General features: G+C 66.6%; 22 protein-coding genes. 15 read left to right on the top strand and 7 right to left on the bottom strand.

Annotated elements, in window-relative coordinates:
* Nucleotides 1-29 precede the first annotated feature (29 nt).
* From DRW48_RS12235 to DRW48_RS12210, 6 genes are read left to right on the top strand one after another with little or no spacing between them, the layout of a single operon-like run.
* The gene (locus DRW48_RS12235; RefSeq protein WP_162784756.1) at nucleotides 30-2,816 is read left to right on the top strand and encodes a monovalent cation/H+ antiporter subunit A; all 2,787 of its coding nucleotides are present in this window, start codon (nucleotides 30-32) and stop codon (nucleotides 2,814-2,816) included.
* A 3-nt stretch (nucleotides 2,817-2,819) separates the two neighbouring features.
* On the top strand, nucleotides 2,820-3,194 hold the full coding sequence (locus tag DRW48_RS12230; RefSeq protein ID WP_114076675.1) for a Na+/H+ antiporter subunit C: 375 nt from the start codon (nucleotides 2,820-2,822) through the stop codon (nucleotides 3,192-3,194).
* On the top strand, nucleotides 3,194-4,657 hold the full coding sequence (locus tag DRW48_RS12225) for a monovalent cation/H+ antiporter subunit D (protein WP_114077544.1): 1,464 nt from the start codon (nucleotides 3,194-3,196) through the stop codon (nucleotides 4,655-4,657). The genes DRW48_RS12230 and DRW48_RS12225 overlap by 1 nt, the downstream gene beginning before the upstream one ends.
* The gene (locus DRW48_RS12220) at nucleotides 4,654-5,142 is read left to right on the top strand and encodes a Na+/H+ antiporter subunit E (protein ID WP_114076674.1); all 489 of its coding nucleotides are present in this window, start codon (nucleotides 4,654-4,656) and stop codon (nucleotides 5,140-5,142) included. The genes DRW48_RS12225 and DRW48_RS12220 overlap by 4 nt, the downstream gene beginning before the upstream one ends.
* An 8-nt stretch (nucleotides 5,143-5,150) precedes the next feature.
* Complete coding sequence (locus tag DRW48_RS12215) at nucleotides 5,151-5,420, top strand: K+/H+ antiporter subunit F (RefSeq protein ID WP_114077543.1); 270 nt, start codon at nucleotides 5,151-5,153, stop codon at nucleotides 5,418-5,420.
* Nucleotides 5,417-5,854: a Na+/H+ antiporter subunit G gene (locus DRW48_RS12210; protein ID WP_199286097.1), complete on the top strand. Its 438-nt coding sequence runs from the start codon at nucleotides 5,417-5,419 to the stop codon at nucleotides 5,852-5,854. Before DRW48_RS12215 ends, DRW48_RS12210 begins: the two co-directional genes overlap by 4 nt.
* On the opposite strand, the gene DRW48_RS12205 is transcribed toward DRW48_RS12210, so the two are convergent.
* Nucleotides 5,851-6,576: a DUF72 domain-containing protein gene (locus DRW48_RS12205; RefSeq protein ID WP_114076673.1), complete on the bottom strand. Its 726-nt coding sequence runs from the start codon at nucleotides 6,574-6,576 to the stop codon at nucleotides 5,851-5,853. The two genes, DRW48_RS12210 and DRW48_RS12205, sit on opposite strands and share 4 nt — an antisense overlap.
* Before the next feature lie 140 nt (nucleotides 6,577-6,716).
* Here DRW48_RS12205 and DRW48_RS12200 point away from each other — a divergent pair, with 140 nt between their 5' ends.
* The gene (locus DRW48_RS12200) at nucleotides 6,717-7,061 is read left to right on the top strand and encodes a hypothetical protein (RefSeq protein WP_114076672.1); all 345 of its coding nucleotides are present in this window, start codon (nucleotides 6,717-6,719) and stop codon (nucleotides 7,059-7,061) included.
* Nucleotides 7,062-7,095: 34 nt separating this feature from the next.
* Here the strand turns inward: DRW48_RS12200 and DRW48_RS12195 are convergent, their stop codons facing one another.
* The 5 genes from DRW48_RS12195 to DRW48_RS12175 all read right to left on the bottom strand — a co-directional run bounded on the left by DRW48_RS12195 (nucleotide 7,096) and on the right by DRW48_RS12175 (nucleotide 12,835).
* Entirely contained in the window at nucleotides 7,096-8,352 is a 1,257-nt protein-coding gene (locus DRW48_RS12195; RefSeq protein ID WP_114077541.1) for a glutamate-5-semialdehyde dehydrogenase, read from the bottom strand.
* Nucleotides 8,353-8,414: 62 nt separating this feature from the next.
* Complete coding sequence (locus DRW48_RS12190; protein ID WP_114077540.1) at nucleotides 8,415-9,623, bottom strand: beta-ketoacyl-[acyl-carrier-protein] synthase family protein; 1,209 nt, start codon at nucleotides 9,621-9,623, stop codon at nucleotides 8,415-8,417.
* Nucleotides 9,624-9,739: 116 nt separating this feature from the next.
* Complete coding sequence (locus DRW48_RS12185) at nucleotides 9,740-10,003, bottom strand: acyl carrier protein (RefSeq protein WP_114076671.1); 264 nt, start codon at nucleotides 10,001-10,003, stop codon at nucleotides 9,740-9,742.
* Complete coding sequence (locus DRW48_RS12180) at nucleotides 10,000-11,118, bottom strand: UDP-3-O-(3-hydroxymyristoyl)glucosamine N-acyltransferase (protein ID WP_114076670.1); 1,119 nt, start codon at nucleotides 11,116-11,118, stop codon at nucleotides 10,000-10,002. Before DRW48_RS12180 ends, DRW48_RS12185 begins: the two co-directional genes overlap by 4 nt.
* A 94-nt stretch (nucleotides 11,119-11,212) precedes the next feature.
* Nucleotides 11,213-12,835: a L,D-transpeptidase family protein gene (locus tag DRW48_RS12175; RefSeq protein ID WP_162784755.1), complete on the bottom strand. Its 1,623-nt coding sequence runs from the start codon at nucleotides 12,833-12,835 to the stop codon at nucleotides 11,213-11,215.
* Nucleotides 12,836-13,207: 372 nt separating this feature from the next.
* Here DRW48_RS12175 and mepK point away from each other — a divergent pair, with 372 nt between their 5' ends.
* The 6 genes from mepK to DRW48_RS12145 all read left to right on the top strand — a co-directional run bounded on the left by mepK (nucleotide 13,208) and on the right by DRW48_RS12145 (nucleotide 20,074).
* Complete coding sequence (gene mepK / locus DRW48_RS12170) at nucleotides 13,208-13,768, top strand: peptidoglycan L,D-endopeptidase MepK (protein WP_114076668.1); 561 nt, start codon at nucleotides 13,208-13,210, stop codon at nucleotides 13,766-13,768.
* A gap of 443 nt (nucleotides 13,769-14,211) precedes the next feature.
* Nucleotides 14,212-15,567, top strand: coding sequence for an MATE family efflux transporter (locus tag DRW48_RS12165; RefSeq protein ID WP_114076667.1), 1,356 nt, complete (start codon nucleotides 14,212-14,214; stop codon nucleotides 15,565-15,567).
* A gap of 59 nt (nucleotides 15,568-15,626) precedes the next feature.
* Nucleotides 15,627-16,634 carry a TRAP transporter substrate-binding protein gene (locus tag DRW48_RS12160; RefSeq protein ID WP_114076666.1) on the top strand — a complete coding sequence of 336 codons (1,008 nt, stop codon included), beginning with the start codon at nucleotides 15,627-15,629 and terminating at the stop codon, nucleotides 16,632-16,634.
* 65 nt (nucleotides 16,635-16,699) lie between these two features.
* The gene (locus DRW48_RS12155) at nucleotides 16,700-17,398 is read left to right on the top strand and encodes a TRAP transporter small permease (RefSeq protein ID WP_114076665.1); all 699 of its coding nucleotides are present in this window, start codon (nucleotides 16,700-16,702) and stop codon (nucleotides 17,396-17,398) included.
* A 1-nt stretch (nucleotide 17,399) separates the two neighbouring features.
* The gene (locus DRW48_RS12150) at nucleotides 17,400-18,722 is read left to right on the top strand and encodes a TRAP transporter large permease (protein WP_114076664.1); all 1,323 of its coding nucleotides are present in this window, start codon (nucleotides 17,400-17,402) and stop codon (nucleotides 18,720-18,722) included.
* A gap of 155 nt (nucleotides 18,723-18,877) precedes the next feature.
* Nucleotides 18,878-20,074 (top strand): multidrug effflux MFS transporter, encoded by a 1,197-nt coding sequence (locus DRW48_RS12145; protein ID WP_114076663.1) that lies wholly within the window; start codon nucleotides 18,878-18,880, stop codon nucleotides 20,072-20,074.
* 21 nt (nucleotides 20,075-20,095) lie between these two features.
* Here the strand turns inward: DRW48_RS12145 and DRW48_RS12140 are convergent, their stop codons facing one another.
* A complete protein-coding gene (locus DRW48_RS12140) occupies nucleotides 20,096-22,054 on the bottom strand; it encodes a potassium transporter Kup (protein WP_241963257.1) in 1,959 nt (652 codons plus the stop codon).
* Nucleotides 22,055-22,308: 254 nt separating this feature from the next.
* On the opposite strand from DRW48_RS12140, the gene aptA reads away from it, so the two are divergent.
* Both aptA and DRW48_RS12130 read left to right on the top strand, forming a co-directional pair.
* Nucleotides 22,309-23,634, top strand: coding sequence for an omega-aminotransferase AptA (gene aptA / locus DRW48_RS12135; protein ID WP_114076662.1), 1,326 nt, complete (start codon nucleotides 22,309-22,311; stop codon nucleotides 23,632-23,634).
* Entirely contained in the window at nucleotides 23,631-23,915 is a 285-nt protein-coding gene (locus DRW48_RS12130) for a cupin domain-containing protein (protein ID WP_114076661.1), read from the top strand. The genes aptA and DRW48_RS12130 overlap by 4 nt, the downstream gene beginning before the upstream one ends.
* Nucleotides 23,916-23,928 lie beyond the last annotated feature (13 nt).

Below are 23,928 nucleotides of genomic sequence, written 5' to 3'. Positions count from 1 at the left end.
GTCAAATGCCGTGGGGGGCGAACCGACACATGCAGCCGTTGCTGATCGCGCTTCTTCCGTTCCTCGGGGCCCTTTTTCCGGGACTGATGGTGCGGTCAGGGCGTGATGCCGCGACTTGGGCCACGGCCCTGCCGACCGGCCTCGCCATGCTCGGCGTCATGCTGCATCTGCCCGCCCTGATGCGCGGCGAGGTGATTCTGCAACATGTTGCGTGGCTGCCGCAGATCGGGCTGGAGGCGAGCTTTCGCCTCGACGGGCTGTCGGCGTTCTTCGCGATCATGATCCTCGGGATCGGGCTGCTAATCACCCTTTACGCCCGGTTCTACCTGTCGCGCGAGGACGGGGCGGGACGGTTCTTTACCTTCCTGCTGCTTTTTCAGGGCGCGATGACGGGCCTCGTCCTGTCGGACAACATACTGCTTTTGTTGATTTTCTGGGAACTGACGTCACTCTCGTCCTTCCTGCTGATCGGCTACTGGGGGCACGACCAGCAGGCGCGGCGCGGGGCACGGATGGCGCTGGCGGTCACCGCCGCGGGGGGCCTTGCGATGATCGCGGGCATGCTGATCCTCGGGCGCATCGCCGGCAGCTACCAGATCACCGGCATCCTCGCCGCGCGCGATCTGGTCATGGCCTCGTCCCTGCGGCTCCCGGCCATGCTGCTGATCCTGACCGGCGCCTTTGCCAAGTCGGCGCAGGTGCCGTTCCATTTCTGGCTGCCGCGCGCGATGGCCGCCCCTACCCCGGTCAGCGCCTATCTGCACAGCGCCACAATGGTCAAAGCCGGGCTGTTCCTGATGGCGCGCCTGTGGCCGGTGTTCGCGCCCATGCCTGAATGGCAAGCCATCGTGCCGGTCGTCGGGCTGATCACCATGGTGGCCGGCGCCGCATTCGCGCTGGGCGAGACCGACCTCAAGGGTCTGCTCGCCTGGTCCACGGTCAGCCACCTCGGCCTCATCACCATGCTGCTGGGCCTTGGCACCCAGCCGGCGGCCGAGGCGGCAATGCTGCATATCCTAAACCACGCCCTGTTCAAGGCGCCGCTGTTCATGATCGCCGGCATCGTCGATCACGCCGCCCACACCCGCGATTTGCGCCGGCTGGGCGGCCTTTGGCGGATCATGCCGCTGACCTTCGTGCTGGCCTTGCTTGCCTCCCTGTCCATGGCGGGTGTGCCGCTGCTGGGCGGGTTCCTGTCGAAAGAGTTGATGCTCGAGGCCGTGATGGCGCGCGGGCCTGTCTTTACGGTGCTGGCGCTGGTCGCGGCGCTGCTGTCGGCGGCCTACAGCTTCCGCTTTGTCTGGGGCACCTTCCTCGGTCGGCCCCGCTCGGACGGGGCGGCGCACGCCCATGCGCCGGGGGTCGGTCTTTGGTTGGCGCCGGCGCTGCTGGTCATCGGCGCGGTCGCGGTCGGCCTGCAGCCGATGCTGGCCGCGCCCGCGGTCGATCTGGCGGCCGGCGCAGTCACCGACAGCCCGGTGCACGTGCATCTGGCCGTCTGGCACGGACTGACCCCGGCGCTGGCCCTCTCGGCGATTGCCCTGCTGGGGGCCTTCGCGCTGCTGGCGGTGATCGGCGGCCCGGTCCCGCGCGGCCCGTTGCCGGTCCCCGATGCCGAGCGCCTGTTCTGGCGTGTCATCCCTGCGGCCGAGGGCGCGGCAGCCCGCTTCGGCGAGGCGCTGCAGAATGGCAGCATGGCCCGCGCACTGGCAGTGCTCGTCGGGCTGGCTCTGGCGCTGACGCTGGCGGCGGCGCTCGCCGGCTCGGGCCTCGGCCCACAGGTGCGTGCGCTGACCCCGGTGGCACCGGCGGCGCTGATCGGCTGGGGCCTCGCGATGCTGGCAACCGCCGCCTTGGCTGCCCTGCACCGCGATCGCCTGTTGGCGCTGGTCATGATCGGCATCGTCGGGCTGATGGTCTCGCTGGGTTTTGCCTGGCTGTCTGCGCCCGACCTCGCCCTGACCCAAATCTCGGTCGAGGTCGTGACGATCGTTCTGATGCTGCTGGCGTTGAACTTCTTGCCCAACACCGACCCCGTCGAGGACAGCGGGCCGCGGCGGCGTGCCGACATGGTGCTGGCCGGGGCTGCGGGCCTTGGCATGACCGCACTCATCTACGCGCTGATGCGGCGCGATTTCGCCTTTCCCACGATCTCGGAGTTTCACGCGCAGAACAGCTATCTGGGCGGCGGCGGGCACAACATCGTCAACGTGATCCTGGTCGATTTCCGCGGCTATGACACCTTTGGCGAGATCACCGTCCTCGGCATCGCCGCCCTCGTGATCTATGCGCTGGCGCAATCGCTGCTGGGACGCGCCCATATCCGCCAGGTGATTGCCGCAAGCGCCGACCAGTTGCGCGCCGGGGATCGCCACCCGCTGATGATGATCGTCGGATCGCGCCTGATGCTGCCGCTGGCGCTGGTCGTCGCGATGTTCATCTTCCTGCGCGGCCACAACGCGCCGGGCGGCGGCTTTGTCGCGGGCCTCGTCGTCTCCATCGGCCTCGTCATGCAATACATGGCTTCGGGCTTTGGCTGGGCGCAGGAGCGCGTGCGGATTCCCTATCACACGCTGATCGGCGCCGGCGTGGCGATTGCCGCCGCGACCGGCATCGGCGCCTGGGCGAACGGCAAGCCCTTCATGACCTCGGCCTTCGGCTACGTCACCTTGCCGGGGTTCGAGCCTATCGAACTGGCGACGGCCGCCCTGTTCGATCTGGGTGTCTTCGTGACCGTTCTGGGCGCGGTCATGCTGGCCCTCGCCTCGCTGTCGCGCCTGGGCGTTGCCGCCCGCAGTGACGAGCCGGAGGTTTAGGCCATGGAAATCCTGCTCGCCACCGCCATTGGCTGGTTCACTGCAGTCGCCGTCTACTTGGTCCTGCGCCGCCGGGTGTTTCCGGTGATCCTTGGCATGACCATGCTCAGCTATGCAGTGAACGTGTTTCTGTTCGCGACGGGCGGGCTGGTCGTCGGTGCGCCGCCCCTGCTCGAAGGCAAGGTGGCCGGCCCCGGCCCGATGACCGACCCGCTGCCGCAGGCGCTGGTGCTGACGGCCATCGTCATCAGCTTTGGCATGACCGCAGTGGTCGTGATGATGTCGCTTGGCGCTTGGTTCCAATCGGGCAGCGATCGCGTCGATCTGGACGAGGCGGAACCCGCCGCAGAAGCCCCCCAGCCCGAGGGGCGCGCATGATCCAGCACCTGCCTGTCGTCCCGATCGTGCTGCCGGCCGTCTCCGGTGCCCTGATGCTGCTGGCGATGCGTGCCGATCTGCCGGGCAAGCGCACATTCTCCATCGCGACGATGATCCTACTCGGCACGGTCGCCGTGCTGCTGTTGATGCAGCCACCGCCGCTGGTCTATCGCCTGGGTGACTGGCCCGCCCCGTTCGGCATCGTGCTGCAGATCGACCGGCTGGCCGCGATGTTGCTGGCGCTGAACGCGCTGCTGGGGCTGGCCGTCGCGCTTTATGCTGTCGGCACCGGCTGGGACAAGCGCGGGGCGCATTTCCACTCGCTGCTGATGTTCCAGATGATGGGACTGAACGGCGCCTTCGTTACGGGCGACGCCTTCAACCTGTTCGTCTTCTTCGAGGTGATGCTGATCGCATCCTACGGCCTGATGGTCCATGGCGGCGGCGCTGCGCGGGTCAAGGCGGGCGTGCAGTATGTGGTCGTGAACCTCGCCGGCTCTGCCCTGTTCCTGTTCGCGCTCGGCACGGTCTACGCTGTGACCGGGACGCTCAACATGGCCGACATCGGGTTGAAGGCGGCGGAGGTTCCCCATGACGGGCTGATCCGCGCGGGCGCGGTGATGCTGATGTTGGTCTTTGCCGTCAAGGCGGCGGTCGTGCCGCTGCATTTCTGGCTGCCCGCCACTTACGAGAATGCACCGGGCCCAGTGGCAGCCCTGTTTGCCATCATGACCAAGGTCGGCGTCTACGCCATGCTGCGCAGCCTGACGCTGATGTTTCCGTTCGACAGCGCCATCGGTGCGATGCTGGCCGAGGGGCTGCGGATCGCCGCCGGGCTGACTCTGATCACCGGCATGGTCGGGCTGTTCGGGGCGCGCGATTTCGGCCGTGTGGTGACCTGGTCGGTGATCGGTTCCATCGGCACTTTGCTTCTGGCCGTCAGCGCCGGCCGCCCCGAGGCAACCGCCGCCAGCCTCTATTATCTGGTCCATTCGACCCTCGCGGGCGCAGTGCTGTTCCTGCTGGGCGACATGATCGTGGCGCGCCGCGGGACGCTACGGCTGGTCCCGGCGGGGCGGCTGGCGCAGGGCGGCCTTCTGGCAGCGATGACCATGGCCGCGGCCGTCGCCATGGCCGGTATGCCGCCCTTGTCGGGCTTCATCGGCAAGCTACTGATCCTGCAGGCCCTGCCCGACCAGTGGGGCCTGTGGCTGCTGATTCTCGCGACCTCGCTGCTGGCGATCATGGGCTTTGCTCGCGCCGGTAGCACCATTTTCTGGGCCACTGACTCGTCCGAGGCGCCCGCACATCCCGCGCAACCGCTGGGCTTTGTCGCCATCGGCCTGCTGATCGCGGCACTGACGGTTTGGACGCTGGCCGCCGGCGTGATCCAGCCCTGGCTGGACGGAGCAGCGGCGGCGCTGCACGCCCCGGCCGCCCTGACCCGTGCGGTGCTGTCATGAGGCGCTGGCTGCCCAACCCGGGCCTCAGCCTGCTGGTCCTCGCAACCTGGTGCGCGCTCGCCGGCAGCCTGTCGGTCAACTCGCTCGTTTTTGGCGCCATCCTCGGCGCTATCATCCCCCTCGCCGTGGCCCCGTTCTGGCCCGAGAGCCTCAGCATCCGCAGCCTGCCCCGCGCTGCGAGCTATGCCATGCTGGTGCTCTGGGACATCTGCGTCGCCAACGTTGTGGTCGCGCGAATCGTGCTGTTCATGCCGGTGCGCGATCTGCGCCCCGCTTGGGTAACCGTGCCGTTGCGCCTGACCAACCCCGAAGCGATCATCATCCTGTCGGGGACGATCACGATGACCCCCGGCACTCTGACCGCCGACCTGGCGGCCGACGGACGCAGCCTGCTGGTCCACTGCCTGCACGCGCCGGACCCCGATGCCGTGCGGGACGACATCATCAACCGCTACGAAGCCCGCCTGCTGGAGTTTATGCAATGACCCAAGGCCTGCTCAATGCCGCGCTGTATTTCGCCACTGCCAGCTTCAGCCTCGGCCTCGTGTTCAACGCCTGGCGTATCATGCGTGCCGAGGGCGTCCCCGACAGGGTACTGGCGCTCGACACCATGACCGTCAACGCCATCGCGCTGATCGTCCTTGCCGGCATCGCCTCCGGCCGCGGCGTGCTGTTCGAGATCGCGCTGCTGTTCGCCATGACCGGCTTTGTCGGCACGGTCGCCTATTCGCGCTTCATGCTGCGCGGGGATCTGATCGAATGATCGCCGGGCTGACCGACCTGCTGATTGCCGCGCTGCTGGTGATCGGCGGCATCTTCGGGCTGGTCGGCAGCTGGGGGCTGATCCGGCTGCCGAGCACGATGACCCGCCTGCACGCCCCCACAAAGGCGACCACGCTAGGGGTCGGCGGCGTGCTGATCGCCTCGATGATCTACTTCGGCCGCATGGGCGATGCCTGGGGGCACGAACTGCTGATCACCCTCTTCCTGCTGCTGACCGCGCCGATCAGTTGCCAGTTCATCGCCAAGAGCGTCATTCACCGCGCGACCCCGCGGAGCGAGTTGCCGCCAACCGCCACCGGCGCCGACTGGGCGACCGTCGCCCTCGGCACGGACACCGGCGCCGGCGCCGGCGAGTGGTCGGCAGCGGCCGGAGAAGTCGACGACCGGAAAGCCGTGGACGCACCCCGCGCCTAAATTCTTGCGCTAAGCGCCTCGGCCGCACGCGGGTTCAGCCGCTTTTCGCCGGCGATGACGAACATCCAGACATCCCCTTGCAGCCCGCGCGCGTATTGGGCCCAGCGGTCGAGCGCTGCTTCGGAATAGCCCAGCGCCTCGCCCGCGGTCGTGCCCATGATCCGCAGGTAGGCGAAATCCGCGGTCGGGCTGTCAATCGACGGATAGGTGCTATCCCCGTCGAGGATGATGGCCACCCCCCGCTCGGTGCAGAGCGGCGCGAAAGCGGGGTCGAGGAAGCTCTCGTGCCGGACCTCGACCGCGTGGCGCAGCGGCAGCCCGCCACCAGTCTGCGGCAGCAGGTCGAGAAACCGCGCGAAATCGTCACGCTCGAACTTCTTGGTCGGGGCGAGCTGCCAGTTGATCGGACCCAGCTTGTCCCCCAGCTCAGCCAGGCCCCCCTCGGTGAAGCGCGTGACGCTTTCCCCGGCCTCGGCCAGCACCTTGCGATTGGTGGCATAGCGCGGGGCCTTGAGCGCGAAGCTGAAATCCTTTGGCGTGGCATCCGCCCAGGCGCGATAGGTTTGGGGCGACTGGCTGCGGTAGAAGGTCCCGTTCACCTCGACCGCGTTCAGCCGGCTGGCCATATGGGCCAACTCGTCCGCCTGGCGCAGGCCGTCCGGGTAAAAGGCGCCACCGCGCCATTCGGGAAAATTCCAGCCGCCGACGCCAATGCGGATCATCTTGCGCGCTCCCCCTACGGATTGCGGCCAGCCTGTGGCGGCGGGCCGCGCGGGTCAAGCGAGGGCCGCACGGGCGTCGGCGGAACCGCGCCCCGCCCCGCCCGTTCCTATGCGAACCATCCATCTGACGGGAGTTTCCGATGTATCGTCTTGTCCTGATCCCTGCCGTTGCCGCCGTAATGCTCGCGGGTCCCGCCTTTGCCCAGACCGCGCCAGCGACTGATGCACCCGCAGCACCGCCCGCCGCGAGCACCGAGGCCGCGCCGAGCGCGAGCACGGACAAGCCGACAACCGAGGCACCCGCCGAAGGCAAGAAGCTGACCGAGATTCTGTCGGGGATTGAGGGCGAGCCTGGTTTCCTGCGGTTTGACGACATCGAATGGGATAGCGGCGACGGAACCTGGAACATCGAATATCTCGGAACCGGCGGCCGCAAGACGACCGTCGAGATCAACGGCACCACCGGCGAGCCGGTCATCGAGTGATTTGATGACGCCCGGCGCTTAAGGGCGTCGGGCGTTACCTCACCGTGCCATCGCCAATGACCAGATACTTGAAGCTCGTCAGTTGCTCGGCACCGACCGGACCGCGGGCGTGCAGCTTGCCTGTGGCGATGCCGATCTCTGCCCCCATGCCGAACTCGCCGCCATCGGCGAACTGGGTCGAGGCGTTGTGCATCAGGATGGCACTGTCGAGGCCATCAAAAAACGCCTGGGCCGTGCCCGCATCCTCGGTCAGGATCGCCTCGGTGTGGCCCGAGCCGTGGCGGCGGATATGCTCAATCGCCTCCCCGACGCCATCGACCAGCTTGGTCGCGATGATCATGTCGAGGAACTCGCGGCCGAAATCATCGGCTCGGGCGCGCGTGGTGCCGGGCACCTTGGCCAGTTCGCCCTCGGCCCGGACCTCTACCCCCGCCGCAAGCAATGCTTCGATCAGCGCCGGGCCGTACTTGGTGTAATAGCGCCAATCGATCAGCAGGCATTCCGCCGCCCCACATACGCCCGTGCGGCGGGTCTTGGCATTCATGACCACGCGGCCAGCCTTGTCCGGGTCGGCGGCGCCATCGACATAGATGTGACAGATTCCCTCGAGGTGGGCGAAGACCGGCACCCGCGCCTCGGCCTGCACCCGCGCGACCAGGTTCTTGCCGCCGCGCGGGATGATGACGTCGATCAGCCCCTGCGCCGCCAGCATCGCCCCGACCGCCGCGCGGTCCGTGGTCGGCACCAGCTGGATCGCCGCCGCCGGCAGGTTCGCCGCGCGCAGGCCTTGCACCATGCAGGCATGGATCGCCGCGCTGGAATTGCTGCTCTCCGAGCCGCCGCGCAGGATGACGGCATTACCCGACTTCAGCGCGAGGGCGCCGGCGTCGGCGGTGACGTTCGGGCGGCTCTCGTAGATCACGCCCAGAGCCCCGATCGGGGTCGCGACGCGGCGGATGTGCAGCCCATTCGGCCGATCCCATTCGGCCAGCACGCGCCCGACAGGATCGGGCTGTTCGGCGATGGCGCGCAGTCCCTCCGACATGGCGGCGATCCGGCCCGAATCCAGCGTCAGCCGGTCCAGCATCGCCGGCGACAGGCCCTTGGCCTCGGCGGCGACCAGATCCTCGGCATTGGCTATCAGGATCGCATCCTCGCCCGCGCGCATGGCGTCGGCAGCCGAGATCAGGGCCGCGTGCTTGCGCTCGGCCGAGGTATTCGCCAGCAGCAGGGCGGCCTCGCGGGCGGCGCGGGCCATGTCATGGATCAGTTCGGCGGCGTCTTGCGGCATGTCGGCACCTTTCACGTCTGGCGCCTCATGCCACAGCGTGGCGGCATTGGGAACGCCGCGCTTCAAGCCCGGCGCAAGGCCAGGACCGCGTTCAGGCCGCCAAAGGCAAAGGCGTTCGACAGCACCACGTCCACCCGCGCGTCGCGGGCGGTATTGGGCACCACGTCCAGCGCACATTCCGGGTCCGGCTCTTCATAGCCGATGGTCGGGGCGACGATTCCATCGCGCAGCGCCATGATGCACGCCAACAGCTCGATCGCGCCGGTCCCGCCGATGACATGGCCATGCATCGCCTTGGTCGAGCTGATCATCAGCTTGTCGGCATGATGACCGAAGGCGTGCGAGACCGCCGCGCATTCCGTCTTGTCATTGGCCGCCGTGCCCGTGCCATGGGCGTTGATATAGCCGACCGCCTCGGGGTTGATGCGGGCATCCTCCATCGCTCCGGCAATGGCGCGCTCGGCACCCTGGGCCGAAGGCATGACGATGTCCTGCGCATCGGCGGTCATGGCAAAGCCCACCACCTCGGCCAGGATGTTCGCGCCGCGGGCGCGGGCGTGATCCCAGTCCTCGAACACAAAGACCCCGGCGCCCTCGCCCTGGACCATGCCGTTGCGGTTACCGCTGAACGGGCGGCAGGCGTCGCGGGACATCACGCGCAGCCCCTCCCACGCCTTGACACCGCCGAAGCAGAGCATCGCCTCCGACCCACCGGTGAGCATGACCGTCGCCGCGCCCGAGCGGATCATCTGGAAGGCCAATCCCATGGCATGGTTGCTGGAGGCGCAGGCGGTCGCGACCGTGAAGGCGGGGCCACGAAGGCCAAACTCCATGCTGACATGGCTGGCGGCGGCGTTGTTCATCAGCTTGGGCACGACAAAGGGGTGAACGCGGTTCTTACCCTCCTCGTAGACCACCCGGTAGTTTTCATCCCAGGTGTTCAGGCCGCCGCCTGCAGTCCCCAGGATCACGCCCGAGGTGAGCCCGATCCGCCCCTCGAAGGTCAGGCCGGCCTCGGCCACCGCCTGCTTGGCTGCAAGCAGCGTGAACTGGGTGAACTTGTCGTAGAGGGTGATCTGCTGGCGGTTGAAATAGGCTTCGGGAGTCCAGTCGTGGATCTGCGCGCCGATCTGGATCGCCAGCCGGTCGACGTCGCGGAAGTTCAGCTGGCTGATGCCGCAGCGCCCCTCGCGAAAGGCGGCGAGGGTGGCTGGCACGTCGTGGCCCAGCGCATTGATGGTGCCCGTCCCGGTGATCGCGACGCGGCGCAGCCCGGCGGGACACTCCTCATGGTGCGCGACCGTGGGCGCGGCGAGGCTGATGGTGGCCTTCGGCGCGCCTGCCGCAGCGCCCTCCGCGTCGGCCACCGCGACGTCCGCGCCCTCGCTCATGCGCCCTTGGCGGCGACGAGCCGCTCGACCGCACCTACGATCGCTCCGACCGACGAGATGTCAAAATCCGACTTGTCCGGCTCGTTGGCGTTGAAGGGCACGGTGATGTCGAACGCCTCCTCGAGCGCGAAGATCGCCTCTACCAGTCCCAGACTGTCGATCCCAAGGTCGGACGGCGTCATAGCCATGTCGACCTCACCGGGATCGAGCATCGCCTGCTCGGCGATGATCTGAATGATGCGGTCCCTGGTCTGGCTCATCGGTCGCCTCCGGTCTGGGGGTCTTGCTCGTCGGTTGATACCTGCGCGCCGCCGCCTTCCAGCCGCGCGACGCGCTGGAACAGGCGCGGCAGCCGGCGCAGGGCCTTGCGGATCTCGATCTCTGATTCGATGCGCATCGCCGGGTGGCCAAGGATGACCCTCCCGGCGGGCACGTTGCTATAGATTTTGGTGGCGCCGCCAGCGACCACGTCGCTGCCGACAAAGATATTGTCACTGACGCCGCACTGCCCGCCGAGGATCACCCGGTCGCCGATCCGCGCGCTGCCGGCGACGCCAACCTGCCCGCACAGCAGGCAGTCGCGTCCGACCTCGACGTTATGGCCGACCTGAACGAGGTTATCGAGCTTGGTGCCATCGCCGATGCGGGTCGCGCGGATGGTGCCGCGGTCGATGGTGCTGTTGGCGCCGACCTCGACCCGGTCGCCGAGGACGACGCTGCCGAGCGAATGAATCCGGTGCCACCGCGCTGCCTCCGGGCTGCGGACAGCGCCCTGCCCGAGCGCCGCGCGCGCATCCTCGGCCGCCGAGGGCACCTCGGTGACAAAGGAAAAGCCGTCGGCGCCGATCACCGCGCCGGGCTGGACGATCAACTCGGCCCCCGCGGTGACCCGCGCACCGATGCGCGCGCCGGCGAGGATCAGGGCGCCGTCGCCAATATTGGTTTGCCGCCCGATGCTGACATGCGCGGCAATGCGCGCGCCGCGGCCAATGGTGACGTCGGGACCGATGACCGCGAACGGGCCGATGGCGGCGTCCGCGGGGACCTGCGCGGAAGGGTCGATGATGGCGCTGGGGTGAATCCCCGGCGCGATGTCGGGCCCGGGATCAAACGCCTGCGTCAGCCCGGCCATCGCCAACCGTGGGCGTGCCGCAAAGATCGCGGCAGAGAGGCCAAGCGCCTGAGGGTCCATCCCCTCGCTGATGATCGCCGCCGCGCCGGGCTGCAAGGCCGCGGCATATTTTGGGTTCAGTGCCAATGCGATACGCCCGGGGCCCGCCTCGGCCGGCTCGGCCGCGCCGGTCACGATCAGGCTGCCGTCGCCCCAGAATCGGGCGCCGAGCGCATGGGCCAGTTCAGAGATGGTGATCGACATTGTCGGGCGATCCTTTCGGGCATCGCCTTATCCTGAACCCATCGGCAAATCCAGATGCCGACCGCGCGACGCCCGCCGCGCGGGATCCCCCGCGTCAGTCGTTCGAAGCCATTGCCTCGGGCGCCGTCGGCGGGGTCAACGCCCGCGACAGACCCGCCCACACAGCCGCATCGCGGCCATAGATGTCCGGATAGCGCCGCATCATGCCATTCGCGTCCGGCAGGACCGTAAAATAGACGAGGTGGATGGGCACCGAAGGTTTCAGCGTCAGATACCGCTCGTTTCCGCCGCGCAGGGCCGCGGAAAATGTCTTGGCGGGGTCCGCCGACTGCTCGGAGAGCAGCGCACGGGCAAGGTCCACCGGATCGCCGATCCGCACGCAACCATGCGAGAACGCCCGGCGCCCGGCGCTGAACAGGCCCTTGGACGGGGTGTCGTGCAGGTAAATGTTCCAGGGATTGGGGAACAGGAACTTCACGATGCCCAACGCATTGTCCTCGCTGGGTTTTTGGCGCATCCGATAGGGAAAGTTTGCCGCCGTGTAGCGGCCGAAATCGATCTGGCTGCGCGGGATCACCTTGCCCGCGCCGTTGACGATATCCAGATGACTGGCCGCACTCGGGTTCTGCTTCAGCTTTGGCAGGTATTCCTTGACGGTGATCGAGCGCGGGACGTTCCAGCGTGGGTTGGCGACGACAAATTCCATGCGGTCGCTGAACTCAGGCGTCTGCATGTCGCCGTCAGTCTTGCCGATCACGACCCGCGTCTGGAAGGTGACCTTGTCCGCTTGGTCGACAATGGCAGCGGTAAAGGTCGGCAGATTGACCCAGATGTGGCGCGACTGGCCCTCGTTCAGATCGTCGGGCAGCCAACGCCAACGCTCCATCGCCACCAGCAAGTCCCGCGGCCCGGCACTGGGCGGGGCATTCAGGCGGGCGATCGTTCGCGCCCCGGCGATGCCGTCGTCCGGCAGGCCAACGGCCTTCTGGTATGCGGCGACGGCCTGGGCGAGGCCTTCGTCATAGACGGTCGGATCGGCTGCCGTGCCCGCGTCAAAGCCGGTCGCGGCAAGGCGGGCGCGCAAGGCAGGCAGCGAGGGGTCGCGATCGCCCGCGCGCCAGGCGGCGCCACCCGGCGCCGCTGGGGCCTCGGGCGTGCCCTCGGGCGCGCTTACGCCGCGGGCCCGGGCGAGTGCCTCGCGCAGCGCCATGTATTGCGGTGCAGAGGGCTCAACTGCCGCCAGCACGCTCACTGGATCGGGCGCCGCGGCGAACTCGGCCAAGACGGGGGCAAGGTTGGCACCCTCGCCCGCGCGCTTGATGGCCGGGGACAGCTTGCGCGGATCGAGAATGCCGGCAGACACGTCCTGCACCCAAAGGGCAAAGATCCCCGCCAGCTGCGCCTCGAGCGCCGGGTCGGTACGGTCGTCGTCGAGGTGTTGGCGCAGGACCTCGGGATGATAGCGCCAGGCCGGCAGTCCGTGCTGCGGCGCGGTCTCGACCGCAGCCAGCAGAGCCGCGCGGCGCGCCCGCGCCTCGGGTCCGGTGAACACCGGACGCAGACCGTTCGCACCATAGAATGCCGCGAGACCCGGCGAGCGCACGACGCCTTGGGCCAAGGCCAACTCCTCCGGGGAAAAGGTCAGCCGCGGCGCGACGGCGAGTGCCGACGCCCAACCGGTGCCGCCGAGCAGCGCCAGCCCGATCCAAACCGGCATTAGCGCGTGCCTGCAGCGGTGGGCGATTCGGGTGGCGAGTCGCTGCAAGGGGGAAATCCGGGAGGTGATCTGCGCTGTCTGGGCCATGGCAGAATAGTCGCAGCGGCCCCGCGGCCCGTCCAGTGAGTGCGGCATAATTGCAAAGATCGCGCCTCATGTGCGGATTGGCGGCAACAGGCCGTGCGATGTTAATACTCGCTTAACGGTTGATGCGCGAAATGACGCGCATAGGAGCGGTGGCCTCCGGCGGACGGGCACTAAAAGGTTCCACCGCTCGCGTCTTGGTGACATAGTGTCAGCAAGCCCCGGTCAGGACGGGGCGGGCCATCCACAAGGTTGGCAAAAACAAATGCAGTGGACAGGCGATCTAACATGACTCTGGACAGCATCTCCCGGCGCGGGATCCTTGGTATCTTTGCGGCGACGACCGTGGCTGCGGCCCCGGTAATGGCGAACGCCTTCGGAATCTCGCGTGGTGCCGGCAACTACCGGCGCATCAGCATGTATTCCGGCCGCACGGGCGAGAGCATCGACACCGTGTACTGGGTGGATGGCAAGTACATCCGCGACGCCCTGAACGAGATCAACATCTTCATGCGCGACTGGCGGACCGGCACGATGGTCGGCATCGACCCGCGCACGATCGACATCGCAACCGCCTCGCACCGGCTTTTGCAGACCAATGAGCCCTACATGATGCTGTCGGGCTACCGCTCGCCGCAGACCAACGCGATGCTGCGCTCGCAGTCGTCGGGCGTCGCACGCAACTCGCTGCATATGGTCGGCAAGGCCGCGGACCTGCGGCTGAAATCGCGGTCGGTCGGGCAGATGTACCAGGCCGCGGCGGCCTGCCGGGGTGGCGGGGTCGGGAAATATTCACGCTCGAACTTTGTGCACATGGACTGCGGCCCGATGCGCCACTGGGGCGGCTGAGGCTAACCATCTTCCTGAGAGACCACTGCACAGCCTCGCCTCGCCGGCGGGGCTTTCGGTTTTTTGGGCGGGATCACAGGATCGCGAGCCTACGTGAGGATTAGCTCTCGGACGTGAACATTCGAGGTGCGGAATCGCCCTGTCCCGCGACTTGGTTTCTCTTGAGGCGGCGTGCGTCAGTTCATTTGGCCGATGCCCCGAATATTTCGCGGCGGTGCTGCGTGACGATCACCTGCCCCAACCAAAAGCCTCTGGGAGCTTGGTCAAAGCTTCGGTTGCACCGAGGAGTCGGCGCCTCGAATCCACTGGCCCGCTGACACGCTGCCTCTTCCCTCGGCCCGCCACACCCCGCCAATTGCAAAAGCCGCCCCCTCTTGCGCCGCCCTGCGCTTAGGTGGCAAGCCCGCCCCCGAGCCGTGCCTCCCCCCGTATCGAGTCCCGCCATGTCCCGCGCACCGACCCTTGATGAGAGCCGCCCGCTGTGGCGCGCCTTCCTGGTTTTCCTGTTGCCGCTGATGGCGCAGAACATCCTGCAGTCGCTGTCGGCGACCATCAGCAGCATCATCGTCGGCCGCACGCTGGGCACGCGGGAGCTGGCGGCCGCGGCCACCTTCATGCCAGTCGTGTTCTTCTTCATCGCCTTCCTGATCGGCATCACCGCTGGCGCCAGCGTGTTGATCGGCCAGGCCTATGGCGCCGGAAAGCTGAGCGTGGTGCGCCGCATCGCCGGGACCGCACTGACGGTCTCGACCCTCGGCGGGCTGGTCATTGCCGTCCTCGGCGTCGCGTTGACGCCGCGCATCCTGCACCTGCTCGGCACGCCGCCCGACATTCTCGCGAATGCGACCGCTTACGCGCGCGCTTCGTTCATCACCATGCCGGCGCTGTTCCTGTTCATCCTGGGCGGGGCATTGCTGCGCGGGATGGGCGACACAGTGCGCCCGCTGCTGATCCAGATCGTAGCGACTGCGGTGTCGGCGGCGCTGACCTACCTGCTGGTGACGCGGACCAGCCTCGGGATCCGGGGCGCGGCCTTTGGCCAAGGCGCGGCCCAACTCGCCGCCTTCGTCGCACTTGCGCTGTGGCTGCGCGCGCTTGACCACCCCCTCGCGCCCTCTGCCAGGATGCTTCGCCGGCTGCGGCCGGATCCGAAGCTCCTGATGACCATACTGCGGGTCGGCCTGCCGACCGGGGTGCAGATCGTCGTCGGCTCGCTATCAGGGTTGGTGATCGTCGGGCTGGTCAACGCCTTTGGCTCCGACGCCACGGCGGCCTATGGCGCGGTCGGCCAGGTGCAGGCCTATGTCCAGTTCCCGGCGCTGTCGATCGCCATCGCGGCCTCGATCTTTGGCGCGCAGATGATCGGCGCGGGTCAGGCACAGCGCCTCGATTCCGTGGTGCGCACTGCGATGCTGATGAACCTTGTGCTGACCGGCGGGCTGGTGGTGCTGGTAACGCTGTTCTCGCGCAGCGTCGTGTCGCTCTTCATCACCGAGCCGGAGGTCGTGGACCTCGCCCAGCGCCTGCTGCACATCGTCACCTGGTCGGCCCTGATGTTCGGCGCAGGGACCATCTTCTCGGGCGTCATGCGCGCCTCGGGCACGGTCCTTGTCCCCATGCTGATCGGCGTCGGCTGCGTGCTGCTGATCGAGCTGCCGACCGCTATCACCCTGTCGGGCGTGATGGGCCTGCACGGCATCTGGTGGGGCTATGTCGCCGGATTTGCTGGACTTATGATCCTGCAGGGCGCCTATTATATGCTCGTCTGGCGGCGCAAGACAGTGGCCGCGCTCGTGTAAGCCTCTTTGCAAGAGGGAGTCGCGCCGATAACGTCGCAGCACCACACCGGGAGAGTACCATGAACCAGTTTTTCCAGGCCGGGCTTCGCTCTGGCCTCGCTGCCGTTGTCGCTATCGGCTTGGCCGTGCCTGCCTTTGCGCAGGACATCACGATCAAGTTCAGCCACGTCGTCGCGCCCGACACGCCCAAGGGCAAGGGCGCCGAAAAGTTCAAGGAACTTGCCGAGAAATACACCGAGGGCAAGGTCAAGATCGAGATCTACCCCAACAGCCAGCTCTACAAGGACAAGGAGGAGATGGAGGCGCTGCAGTTGGGCGCCGTCCAGATGCTCGCCCCGTCGCTGGCCAAGTTCGGCCCGCTCGGCGTGCCCGATTTCGAGGCCTTCGACCTGCCCTACATCTTTGACGGCTACGACCAGCTGCGCAAGGTGACCGAGGGTGACGTCGGCGCCGCGATGTTGGCCAAGCTCGAGCCCAAGGGCATCAAGGGCCTCGCCTACTGGGACAACGGCTTCAAGATCATGTCGGCCAACAGCCCGCTGCTGATGCCGGATGATTTCCTGGGCCTGAAGATGCGCATCCAGTCCAGCAAGGTGCTGGAAGCGCAGATGAAGGCGCTGGGCGCCGTGCCGCAGGTGATGGCCTTCAGCGAGGTCTATCAGGCGCTGCAGACCGGCGTGGTGGACGGCACCGAGAACCCGCCTTCGAACATGTACACCCAGAAGATGAACGAGGTTCAAAAGAACGCCACGATCAGCAACCACGGGTATCTGGGCTACGCGGTGATCGTGAACAAGAAGTTCTGGGACGGTCTGCCCGACGACGTGCGCGGTAACTTGGAGAAGGCCATGGCCGAGGCGACGACCTACGCCAACGGCATCGCCAAGGACGAGAACGACAAGGCCATGCAGGCGATGCGTGACGCCGGCACCACCGACTTCCATGAGATGACGGATGAGGAGAAGACCGCGTGGAAAGAGGCCTTGGCCCCCGTCCGCGAGGAGATGGCCGGCCGCATCGGTGCCGATCTGATCAAGCAGATCGAGGCGGCGACCGCCGCGCAATAAGCGCATTTGACCAATCGGCCGGGCGGCGCCAAGACCGCCCGGCCCTTACAGGGGGATGATCACAGATGCGCTGGCTCGACCGCCTCGAAGAGGTGCTGATCGCAACACTCATGGCGGCAGCGACGACGCTGATCTTTGTCGCCGTCGTCCAACGCTATGCGCTGGGATTGACCGCCGACGTCGTGAAATTCGCCCGCGGCCACGAGATGGAGGCGCTCAGCGCCGCCGCTCGCAGCTTCTACACATCTCTGCGCCATGTGAACCTCGTCTGGGCGCAGGAGCTTTGCATCATCATGTTCGTGTGGATGGCCAAGTTCGGCGCCGCCTACGGCGTACGCACCGGCATCCACGTTGGCATTGACGTGCTGATCAACCGCCTCGCCCCGCCGCGGCGCAAGGTCATGATCCTGTTCGGCCTGCTCGCCGGCGCCTTCTTCACCGGCACCATCGCGATCATGGGCGCCAATTTCGTGCGTGACATGTATCACGCCAGCTCGGTCTCTCCCGACCTCGAACTGCCGCAGTGGATGGTCTACCTTGCGATCCCGCTGGGCAGCTCGCTCATGTGCTTCCGCTTCCTGCAGGTCGCCTGGAATTTCTACCGCACCGGCGAGTTGCCGCATCACGATCACGGCCATGTCGAGGGCATCGAGCCCGAGCCGGATGCGGGTGACCTGGCAGACGGCGTCGATGCGACCGGCGAGGCGATGATCGACAGCCCGCTGACACCCCGCGACATGACCGAAGACCGGAAGGACCGCTGAGATGAGCGCACTAATCATCTTTGGTCTGCTGACCATGCTGATGCTGACCGGCATGCCGATCAGTATCGCGCTGGGCCTCACGGTTCTGACGTTCCTGTTCACCATGACCACGGTGCCGATCGATACGGTGGCGCTGAAGCTGTTCACCGGCATCGAGAAGTTCGAGATCATGGCGATCCCGTTCTTCATCCTTGCCGGCAACTTCCTGACCCATGGCGGCGTCGCGAGGCGCATGATCAACTTTGCCACCGCGATGGTCGGGCACTGGCACGGCGGCCTCGGCCTTGCCGGCGTCATCGCCTGCGCCCTGTTCGCGGCAGTATCCGGCAGTTCGCCCGCGACGGTGGTGGCCATCGGCAGCGTGATCCTGCCGGCGATGGTCGCGCAGGGCTTTCCCAAAAGCTTTGGCGCCGGCGTCATCACCACGTCCGGCGCGCTCGGCATCCTGATCCCGCCGTCAATCGTGATGGTCATGTATGCCGTCGCGACCTCGGGGATGCAGGTCACTGGACCGGATGGGAAGATCGTCGCCAGCGCGTCGGTGGGCGAGTTGTTCATCGCCGGCGTCATTCCGGGGATGATGCTGGCCGGCTTTCTGGCCTTCACCACCTGGTACCGTGCCCGCAAGTTCAACTATCCGCGCCTTGCACGCGCCACCTTCGCGCAACGCTGGCGGGCTTTCCGCGACGCCATGTGGGGTCTGCTGCTGATCGTGATCGTGATCGGCGGCATCTATGCCGGCATCTTCACGCCGACCGAAGCAGCGGCCATGTCGGCGGTCTACGCCTTTGTCATCGCAGTGTTCGTCTACAAGGACATGCGCCTTGCCGACGTGCCCAAGGTGTTGCTCTCCAGCGCGAACATGTCGGCGATGCTGCTCTACATCATCACCAACGCGGTGCTGTTCAGCTTCCTGATGACCTCCGAGGGAATCCCGCAGGCGCTGGGCAACTGGATGGTCGATGCCGGCCTGACCTGGTGGGCCTTCCTGATCGTGGTCAACATCCTATTGCTGATGGCCGGCAACTTCATGGAGCCTTCGTCCATCGTCCTGATCATGGCGCCGATCCTGTTCCCGGTCGCCGTGCGGCTGGGGATCGATCCGGTCCACTTCGGCATCATGATCGTCGTCAACATGGAGGTCGGGATGTGTCACCCTCCCGTCGGCCTCAACCTCTATGTCGCCAGCGGCATCACCAAGATGGGAATCACCGAATTGACAGTTGCGGTCTGGCCGTGGCTGCTGACGATGCTGATCTTCCTCGTCCTGGTGACTTATGTGCCGGCCATCAGCCTGTGGCTGCCGCATATGCTGGGGATGTAGGACCCTGCCCCGGCGCGCCCGATCCGGGCCGCGCCGGGGTTGCAATTTGCTGGAAAGACTGACAAAGGGTGCGCGGCGCTGGCGGTCCTGAACCCCCTCGCGTGCGACACGCACGCGGCGCATCCCATAACATCATCAGTCACGGCAGGTTTTCCATGCCCTCGCATCTGTTCCGCCTGGCCCTGATTCTGGGGCTTCTCTCGGCTGTTGGCCCGTTTGCCATCGACATGTACCTGCCCGCCCTGCCCAAGGTCGCCTCGGACCTCGGCGTCAGCGAGACGGCGGCGCAGGCGACCCTCAGCGTCTATTTCCTGGTCTTCGGCATCGCCCAACTGATTTACGGTCCGATGGCAGACGCAATTGGCCGTCGGCGGCCGATGCTCATCGGGGTCGCGATCTTTACCGCGGCATCGGTCGCGGCCAGCTTTGCGCCGGACCTGCCGACCCTGGTTTTTGCCCGCGCCGTTCAGGCGCTGGGCGCGGCGACGCTGATGGTGGTGCCCCGCGCGGTGATCCGCGATCTGTCCACGGGCCCGGACGCGGCACGGATGATGGCCGCGATCATGATCGTGATCTCGGTCTCGCCGATGCTGGCACCGTTGGCCGGCTCGGCCGTCATGGCGGTGGCGGACTGGCGCTGGATTTTCGGCGTGCTGGCGCTCGCTTCGCTCATCAGCCTCGCGCTCATCACCTTTGCCCTGCCCGAGACGCTGCGGCCCGAAAACCGCCGCCCCGTGCGGGTGGCCGAGATGCGGGCTGGCGCCGTCCGCCTGCTGACCGACCGCCGCTTCATGGGGCTGACGTTCATCGGCGGCTTTGCCATGTCCAGCTTCTTCGTCTTTTTGGCGATGGCGACCTTTGTCTACACCAAGACCTTCGGCCTTGGGCCGACCGGGTTCTCGCTGGCCTTTGCAGTGAATGCGATCGGCTTTTTCACGGCCTCGCAGTTCGCCGGCCCGCTCGCGGCGCGGCTGGGGATGGAGCGCGCGATCGCCATCGCGATCACCGGCTTCGCTGGCTCGATGCTGCTGCTGCTCGCGGTTGTCGCAGCGGGTTTCGGCAGCCTTCCGATCATCATCGCGGGGCTGTTCATCGCCAACGCGTTCCTGGGCTTGGTGATGCCGACGACCATGGTCATGGCGCTGGACCCGCATCCGGACATCGCCGGCCTCGCCTCCTCGCTCGGCGGAACGTTGCAGATGTTGACAGGCGCCGGGATGATCACGCTGATCGGGGCGGTGCTGGACAGCACACCGCTTTCGATGATCGCCGGGATCGCGTTCTGCGGCGCCCTCGCCTGGCTGGTCGCAGCGGCGACCCTTCCGCGGCTGCGGCTTGGCCTGAGCTTCTGAGGCCGCAACTGCGCTGGGCCGTCAGATGTTGATCTGCTGGCCCAGCTCGACCACCCGGTTGGAGGGCAGGCGGTAAAAGTTCGTCGGTTCTGACGACGAGCGGTAGAGGCCGGCGAACAGCCGCGCGGCCCAGATCGGCATCATCCGTGACTTCCCAATCTTCAGCGTGCGGCGGTTCAGGAAATAGCTGGTCGACATGATGTCGAATTTTAGCCCCAGCGCGCGGGCATCGGCCAGGGCGCGCGGCACGTTCGGCTGTTCCATGTAACCAAAGCGGCAGCCCACGCGCCAGAAATGTGGGCTCAGTTGCTCGACCCGCAAGCGCGCGTGGTCCGGCACACGCGGCGTCGTCGCGACTTCGACCCGGGTGATGACATTACGGTCGTGCAGCACGCGGTTATGCTTGAGGTTATGCATCAGCGCGGCCGGCGCGATGTTCGGATCGGCGGTCAGGAACACCGCCGTGCCGGGCACTATTGTGGGCGGCGAGGCCTCCAGCTTGCGTACCAGGAAGTCCAGCTTGACGCTGTCCGCGCCGAGCTTCGCCTGCAGCAGCTGCGTGCCTTTCAGCCAGACCACCATCGAGGTGATGGCCATGGCGGCAAAGACCAGGGGGATCCAGCCGCCGTCCACCACTTTCAGAACGTTGGCATAGAAGAACACCACCTCGATGGCGAGGATCGGCAGCATGATCCCCAGGACCACCACCCATGGCCATTTCCAGGCCCAGCGAAAGACGATGATTGCCAGCATCGAGGTGATGACCATGTCCCCGGTGACCGCGATCCCATAGGCCGAGGCCAGTCGCGCCGAGCTGCCAAAGGCGAGGATCAGCCCCACCACGCCGCACAGCAGGATGAAGTTTACCTTGGGCAGGAACACCTGCCCAAGCTGCGTATCCGAGGTGTGCTGGATCTCGAGTCGCGGCAGCAGCCCCAGTTGCACGGCCTGCTGCGCAACCGAGAACGCGCCGGAAATGACCGCTTGACTGGCGATCACCGTCGCGGCCGTCGCCAGGATCACCAGCGGCAGCAGGCCCCATTCAGGGGCCATGTTGAAGAACGGGTTATTCGACTTGGACGGATCAGCCAGCACCATTGCGCCCTGCCCGAGATAGGCGAGCCCGAGGGCAGGCCAGACGATACCGGTCCAGGCCACGCGCACCGGTCGTTTACCGAAATGGCCCATGTCCGCGTAAAGCGCCTCGGCCCCGGTCACGGCCAGAAAGACCGAACCCATGACCGGCAGCGCGCCCGCACCGTTCTGCCAGATGAAACTGATGGCCCGCAGCGGGTTCAGCGCCTGCAGGATGCGGCCGTCGTCCATGATGTGGCTGGCGCCCAGCACCGCCATGGTCGTGAACCAGATGAACATGACCGGCCCGAACAGGCGCGAGACTGCCTCGGTCCCGTGGCGCTGCGCCCAAAAGAGGATGAACACGATCCCCAGCGTGACCGGCACGATATAGCGGTCGAGCCCGGGCGCGACCAGGTTCACCCCCTCGACCGCTGACAGGACGGAGATCGCCGGCGTAATCATGGAATCGCCGAAAAACAGCGAAACGCCGACGATACCGGTCAGATACAGCCACCAGGCGCGGCGCCCACCGAGGGCCTGCTGGGCCTTGGCCACCAGCGAAAGCGTGCCGCCCTCGCCGTTGTTGTCCGCGCGTAGGATCAGGACGACATATTTGACCGTGACGATCAGAAAGACTGTCCAGAACAGCATCGACACGATGCCGATGACCGCCGTCTCTTTCATCTGATGTTCATGGGCGTGGACAAGGGATTCTCGCAGCGCATAAAGGGGCGAGGTACCGATGTCGCCGTAGACGACCCCGAGGCAGCTGAGGACAAGTCCGGCCCGCAATTTTTCATGCGAGGCATGGTGATGCTCTGGCGGGGTGCGCAAATCTGGCGGCGGTGGCAGCCCGCCGGGCGCGTTGTCGCCGGGGCTGCGCAGGGCATCGGTCATCGCCATGCTCGGTCTGTTTCGGTCGCGAGGATGTGAGGCATTCCGCCCTGCTTGGCAAGGGCCCTGTACGGCGCCGGCAATCCCCCGCGCGTCGCTGACCCTGTAGCCCGTAACGCACAGTCGCCTCGGGCGGATCCCCGGCGCGGAGGCGGCCGACACAGCTCGTAGTCCCACCGTCGCGCCGAGGGTCCTTGACTGGCCCTTGGCCGCTGCTAGCGTCGGGTCAACCCATCCCGCCCCTAGTCTGAAGGAACGCCGCCATGGCTCTAGACCGCAAGCCTGCGCCCAATGATCTCAGCGCCTTCTGGATGCCATTCACGGCCAATCGCCAGTTCAAGGCGCAGCCGCGGATGCTGGTCGGGGCCAAGGACATGCACTACACCGCGGCGGACGGCCGGCAGGTGCTGGACGGCACGGCGGGCCTATGGTGCTGCAATGCCGGCCATTGCCGACCGAAGATCACTCAGGCGATCACCGAGACGGCCAGCACGCTCGATTACGCACCCGCGTTCCAGATCGGCCACCCCGGTGCGTTCGAACTGGCCAACCGGCTCGTCGACATCGCGCCGGAGGGGATCGAGCATGTATTTTATACGAACTCCGGCTCGGAGGCTGTTGATACGGCACTGAAAATCGCTCTCGCCTATCACCGGGCGCGGGGCGAGGCCTCGCGCACCCGGCTGATCGGCCGCGAGCGGGGCTATCACGGCGTCGGCTTTGGCGGAATCTCCGTGGGCGGTATCGTCAATAACCGCCGCTTCTTTGGCACCGCCCTCAACGGTGTCGATCATCTGCCCCATACCCATCTGAAAGAAAACGCCTTTACCAAGGGACAGCCGGAACACGGCGCCTATCTGGCCGAGGAGTTGGAGCGGCTGGTAGCCCTGCACGGGGCTGAGACCATCGCCGCGGTGATTGTCGAGCCGATGGCCGGCTCGACCGGGGTGCTGCTGCCGCCCAAAGGCTATCTGGAAAAGCTACGCGAGCTGACCACGAAGCATGGCATCCTGCTGATTTTTGACGAGGTCATCACCGGCTTCGGCCGTCTCGGCAGCCCGTTCGCGGCGCAGCATTTCGGCGTCATTCCGGACATGATGACCTGCGCCAAGGGCCTGACCAACGGCGTCATTCCGATGGGCGCCGTGCTGACCTCGGGCGCGATTCACGATGCCTTCATGCAAGGCCCCGACCATGTGATCGAGCTGTTCCACGGCTACACCTACTCCGGCAACCCGATCGCCTCGGCGGCTGGTATCGCCACGCTTGAGACCTATGCCGATGGCAACCTGCTGACCCGCGCTGCCAAGCTGGAAAAGCACTGGGAAAAAGCGCTGCACGGCCTCGCCGATCATCCTAACGTCATCGACATTCGCAACATGGGCCTGATCGGCGCGGTCGAGCTGGCCTCGATCCCCGATGCGCCGGGCAAGCGCGCCTTCGATGCCTTCGTGAAGGCGTTCGAGGCGGGGATCATGATCCGCATCACCGGCGATACCATAGCGCTCTCGCCGCCGTTGATCATTTCCGAGGAGCAGATCGACGAGCTGATCTCGACCCTCGGCAGCGTCATCAAGGCCACGGCATGAAGGACTGCACCGGAAAGGTCCTGCTGGACGATGCCCAGGTCCGGGTCACGCGCTATGACTTTGCCCCCGGCGGCGAGACCGGCTGGCACCAGCACGAGATGGATTACGTCATCGTCACGCTGACCGAGTGCCGCCTGGCCGTCGATCTGCCCGGCGGCGAGACCGTCGAGAGCACGATCCCGCCGGGCGCGTCGTATCGCCGGCCAATCGGCACCGAGCATAACGTCAGGAACAACGGCGCTGCGCCGATGGCCTTTGTCGAGGTTGAACTGAAGCGCTGAACGATCACGGAGC

It is taken from the genome of Paracoccus suum (assembly GCF_003324675.1).
Taxonomy (GTDB): Bacteria; Pseudomonadota; Alphaproteobacteria; order Rhodobacterales; family Rhodobacteraceae; genus Paracoccus; species Paracoccus suum.
This window is presented reverse-complemented; position numbering and strand designations above follow the sequence as displayed.

What these genes read in the sequence shown, in the direction of transcription:
- DRW48_RS12235 (WP_162784756.1), top strand. Translation starts at nt 30, where the DNA reads ATGCAGCCGTTGCTGATCGCGCTTCTTCCGTTCCTCGGGGCCCTTTTT.
- DRW48_RS12230 (WP_114076675.1), top strand. Translation starts at nt 2,820, where the DNA reads ATGGAAATCCTGCTCGCCACCGCCATTGGCTGGTTCACTGCAGTCGCC.
- DRW48_RS12220 (WP_114076674.1), top strand. Translation starts at nt 4,654, where the DNA reads ATGAGGCGCTGGCTGCCCAACCCGGGCCTCAGCCTGCTGGTCCTCGCA.
- DRW48_RS12210 (WP_199286097.1), top strand. Translation starts at nt 5,417, where the DNA reads ATGATCGCCGGGCTGACCGACCTGCTGATTGCCGCGCTGCTGGTGATC.
- DRW48_RS12205 (WP_114076673.1), bottom strand. Translation starts at nt 6,576, where the DNA reads ATGATCCGCATTGGCGTCGGCGGCTGGAATTTTCCCGAATGGCGCGGT.
- DRW48_RS12200 (WP_114076672.1), top strand. Translation starts at nt 6,717, where the DNA reads ATGTATCGTCTTGTCCTGATCCCTGCCGTTGCCGCCGTAATGCTCGCG.
- DRW48_RS12195 (WP_114077541.1), bottom strand. Translation starts at nt 8,352, where the DNA reads ATGCCGCAAGACGCCGCCGAACTGATCCATGACATGGCCCGCGCCGCC.
- DRW48_RS12185 (WP_114076671.1), bottom strand. Translation starts at nt 10,003, where the DNA reads ATGAGCCAGACCAGGGACCGCATCATTCAGATCATCGCCGAGCAGGCG.
- DRW48_RS12180 (WP_114076670.1), bottom strand. Translation starts at nt 11,118, where the DNA reads ATGTCGATCACCATCTCTGAACTGGCCCATGCGCTCGGCGCCCGATTC.
- DRW48_RS12175 (WP_162784755.1), bottom strand. Translation starts at nt 12,835, where the DNA reads ATGCCGGTTTGGATCGGGCTGGCGCTGCTCGGCGGCACCGGTTGGGCG.
- mepK (WP_114076668.1), top strand. Translation starts at nt 13,208, where the DNA reads ATGACTCTGGACAGCATCTCCCGGCGCGGGATCCTTGGTATCTTTGCG.
- DRW48_RS12165 (WP_114076667.1), top strand. Translation starts at nt 14,212, where the DNA reads ATGTCCCGCGCACCGACCCTTGATGAGAGCCGCCCGCTGTGGCGCGCC.
- DRW48_RS12160 (WP_114076666.1), top strand. Translation starts at nt 15,627, where the DNA reads ATGAACCAGTTTTTCCAGGCCGGGCTTCGCTCTGGCCTCGCTGCCGTT.
- DRW48_RS12155 (WP_114076665.1), top strand. Translation starts at nt 16,700, where the DNA reads ATGCGCTGGCTCGACCGCCTCGAAGAGGTGCTGATCGCAACACTCATG.
- DRW48_RS12150 (WP_114076664.1), top strand. Translation starts at nt 17,400, where the DNA reads ATGAGCGCACTAATCATCTTTGGTCTGCTGACCATGCTGATGCTGACC.
- DRW48_RS12145 (WP_114076663.1), top strand. Translation starts at nt 18,878, where the DNA reads ATGCCCTCGCATCTGTTCCGCCTGGCCCTGATTCTGGGGCTTCTCTCG.
- DRW48_RS12140 (WP_241963257.1), bottom strand. Translation starts at nt 22,054, where the DNA reads ATGGCGATGACCGATGCCCTGCGCAGCCCCGGCGACAACGCGCCCGGC.
- aptA (WP_114076662.1), top strand. Translation starts at nt 22,309, where the DNA reads ATGGCTCTAGACCGCAAGCCTGCGCCCAATGATCTCAGCGCCTTCTGG.
- DRW48_RS12130 (WP_114076661.1), top strand. Translation starts at nt 23,631, where the DNA reads ATGAAGGACTGCACCGGAAAGGTCCTGCTGGACGATGCCCAGGTCCGG.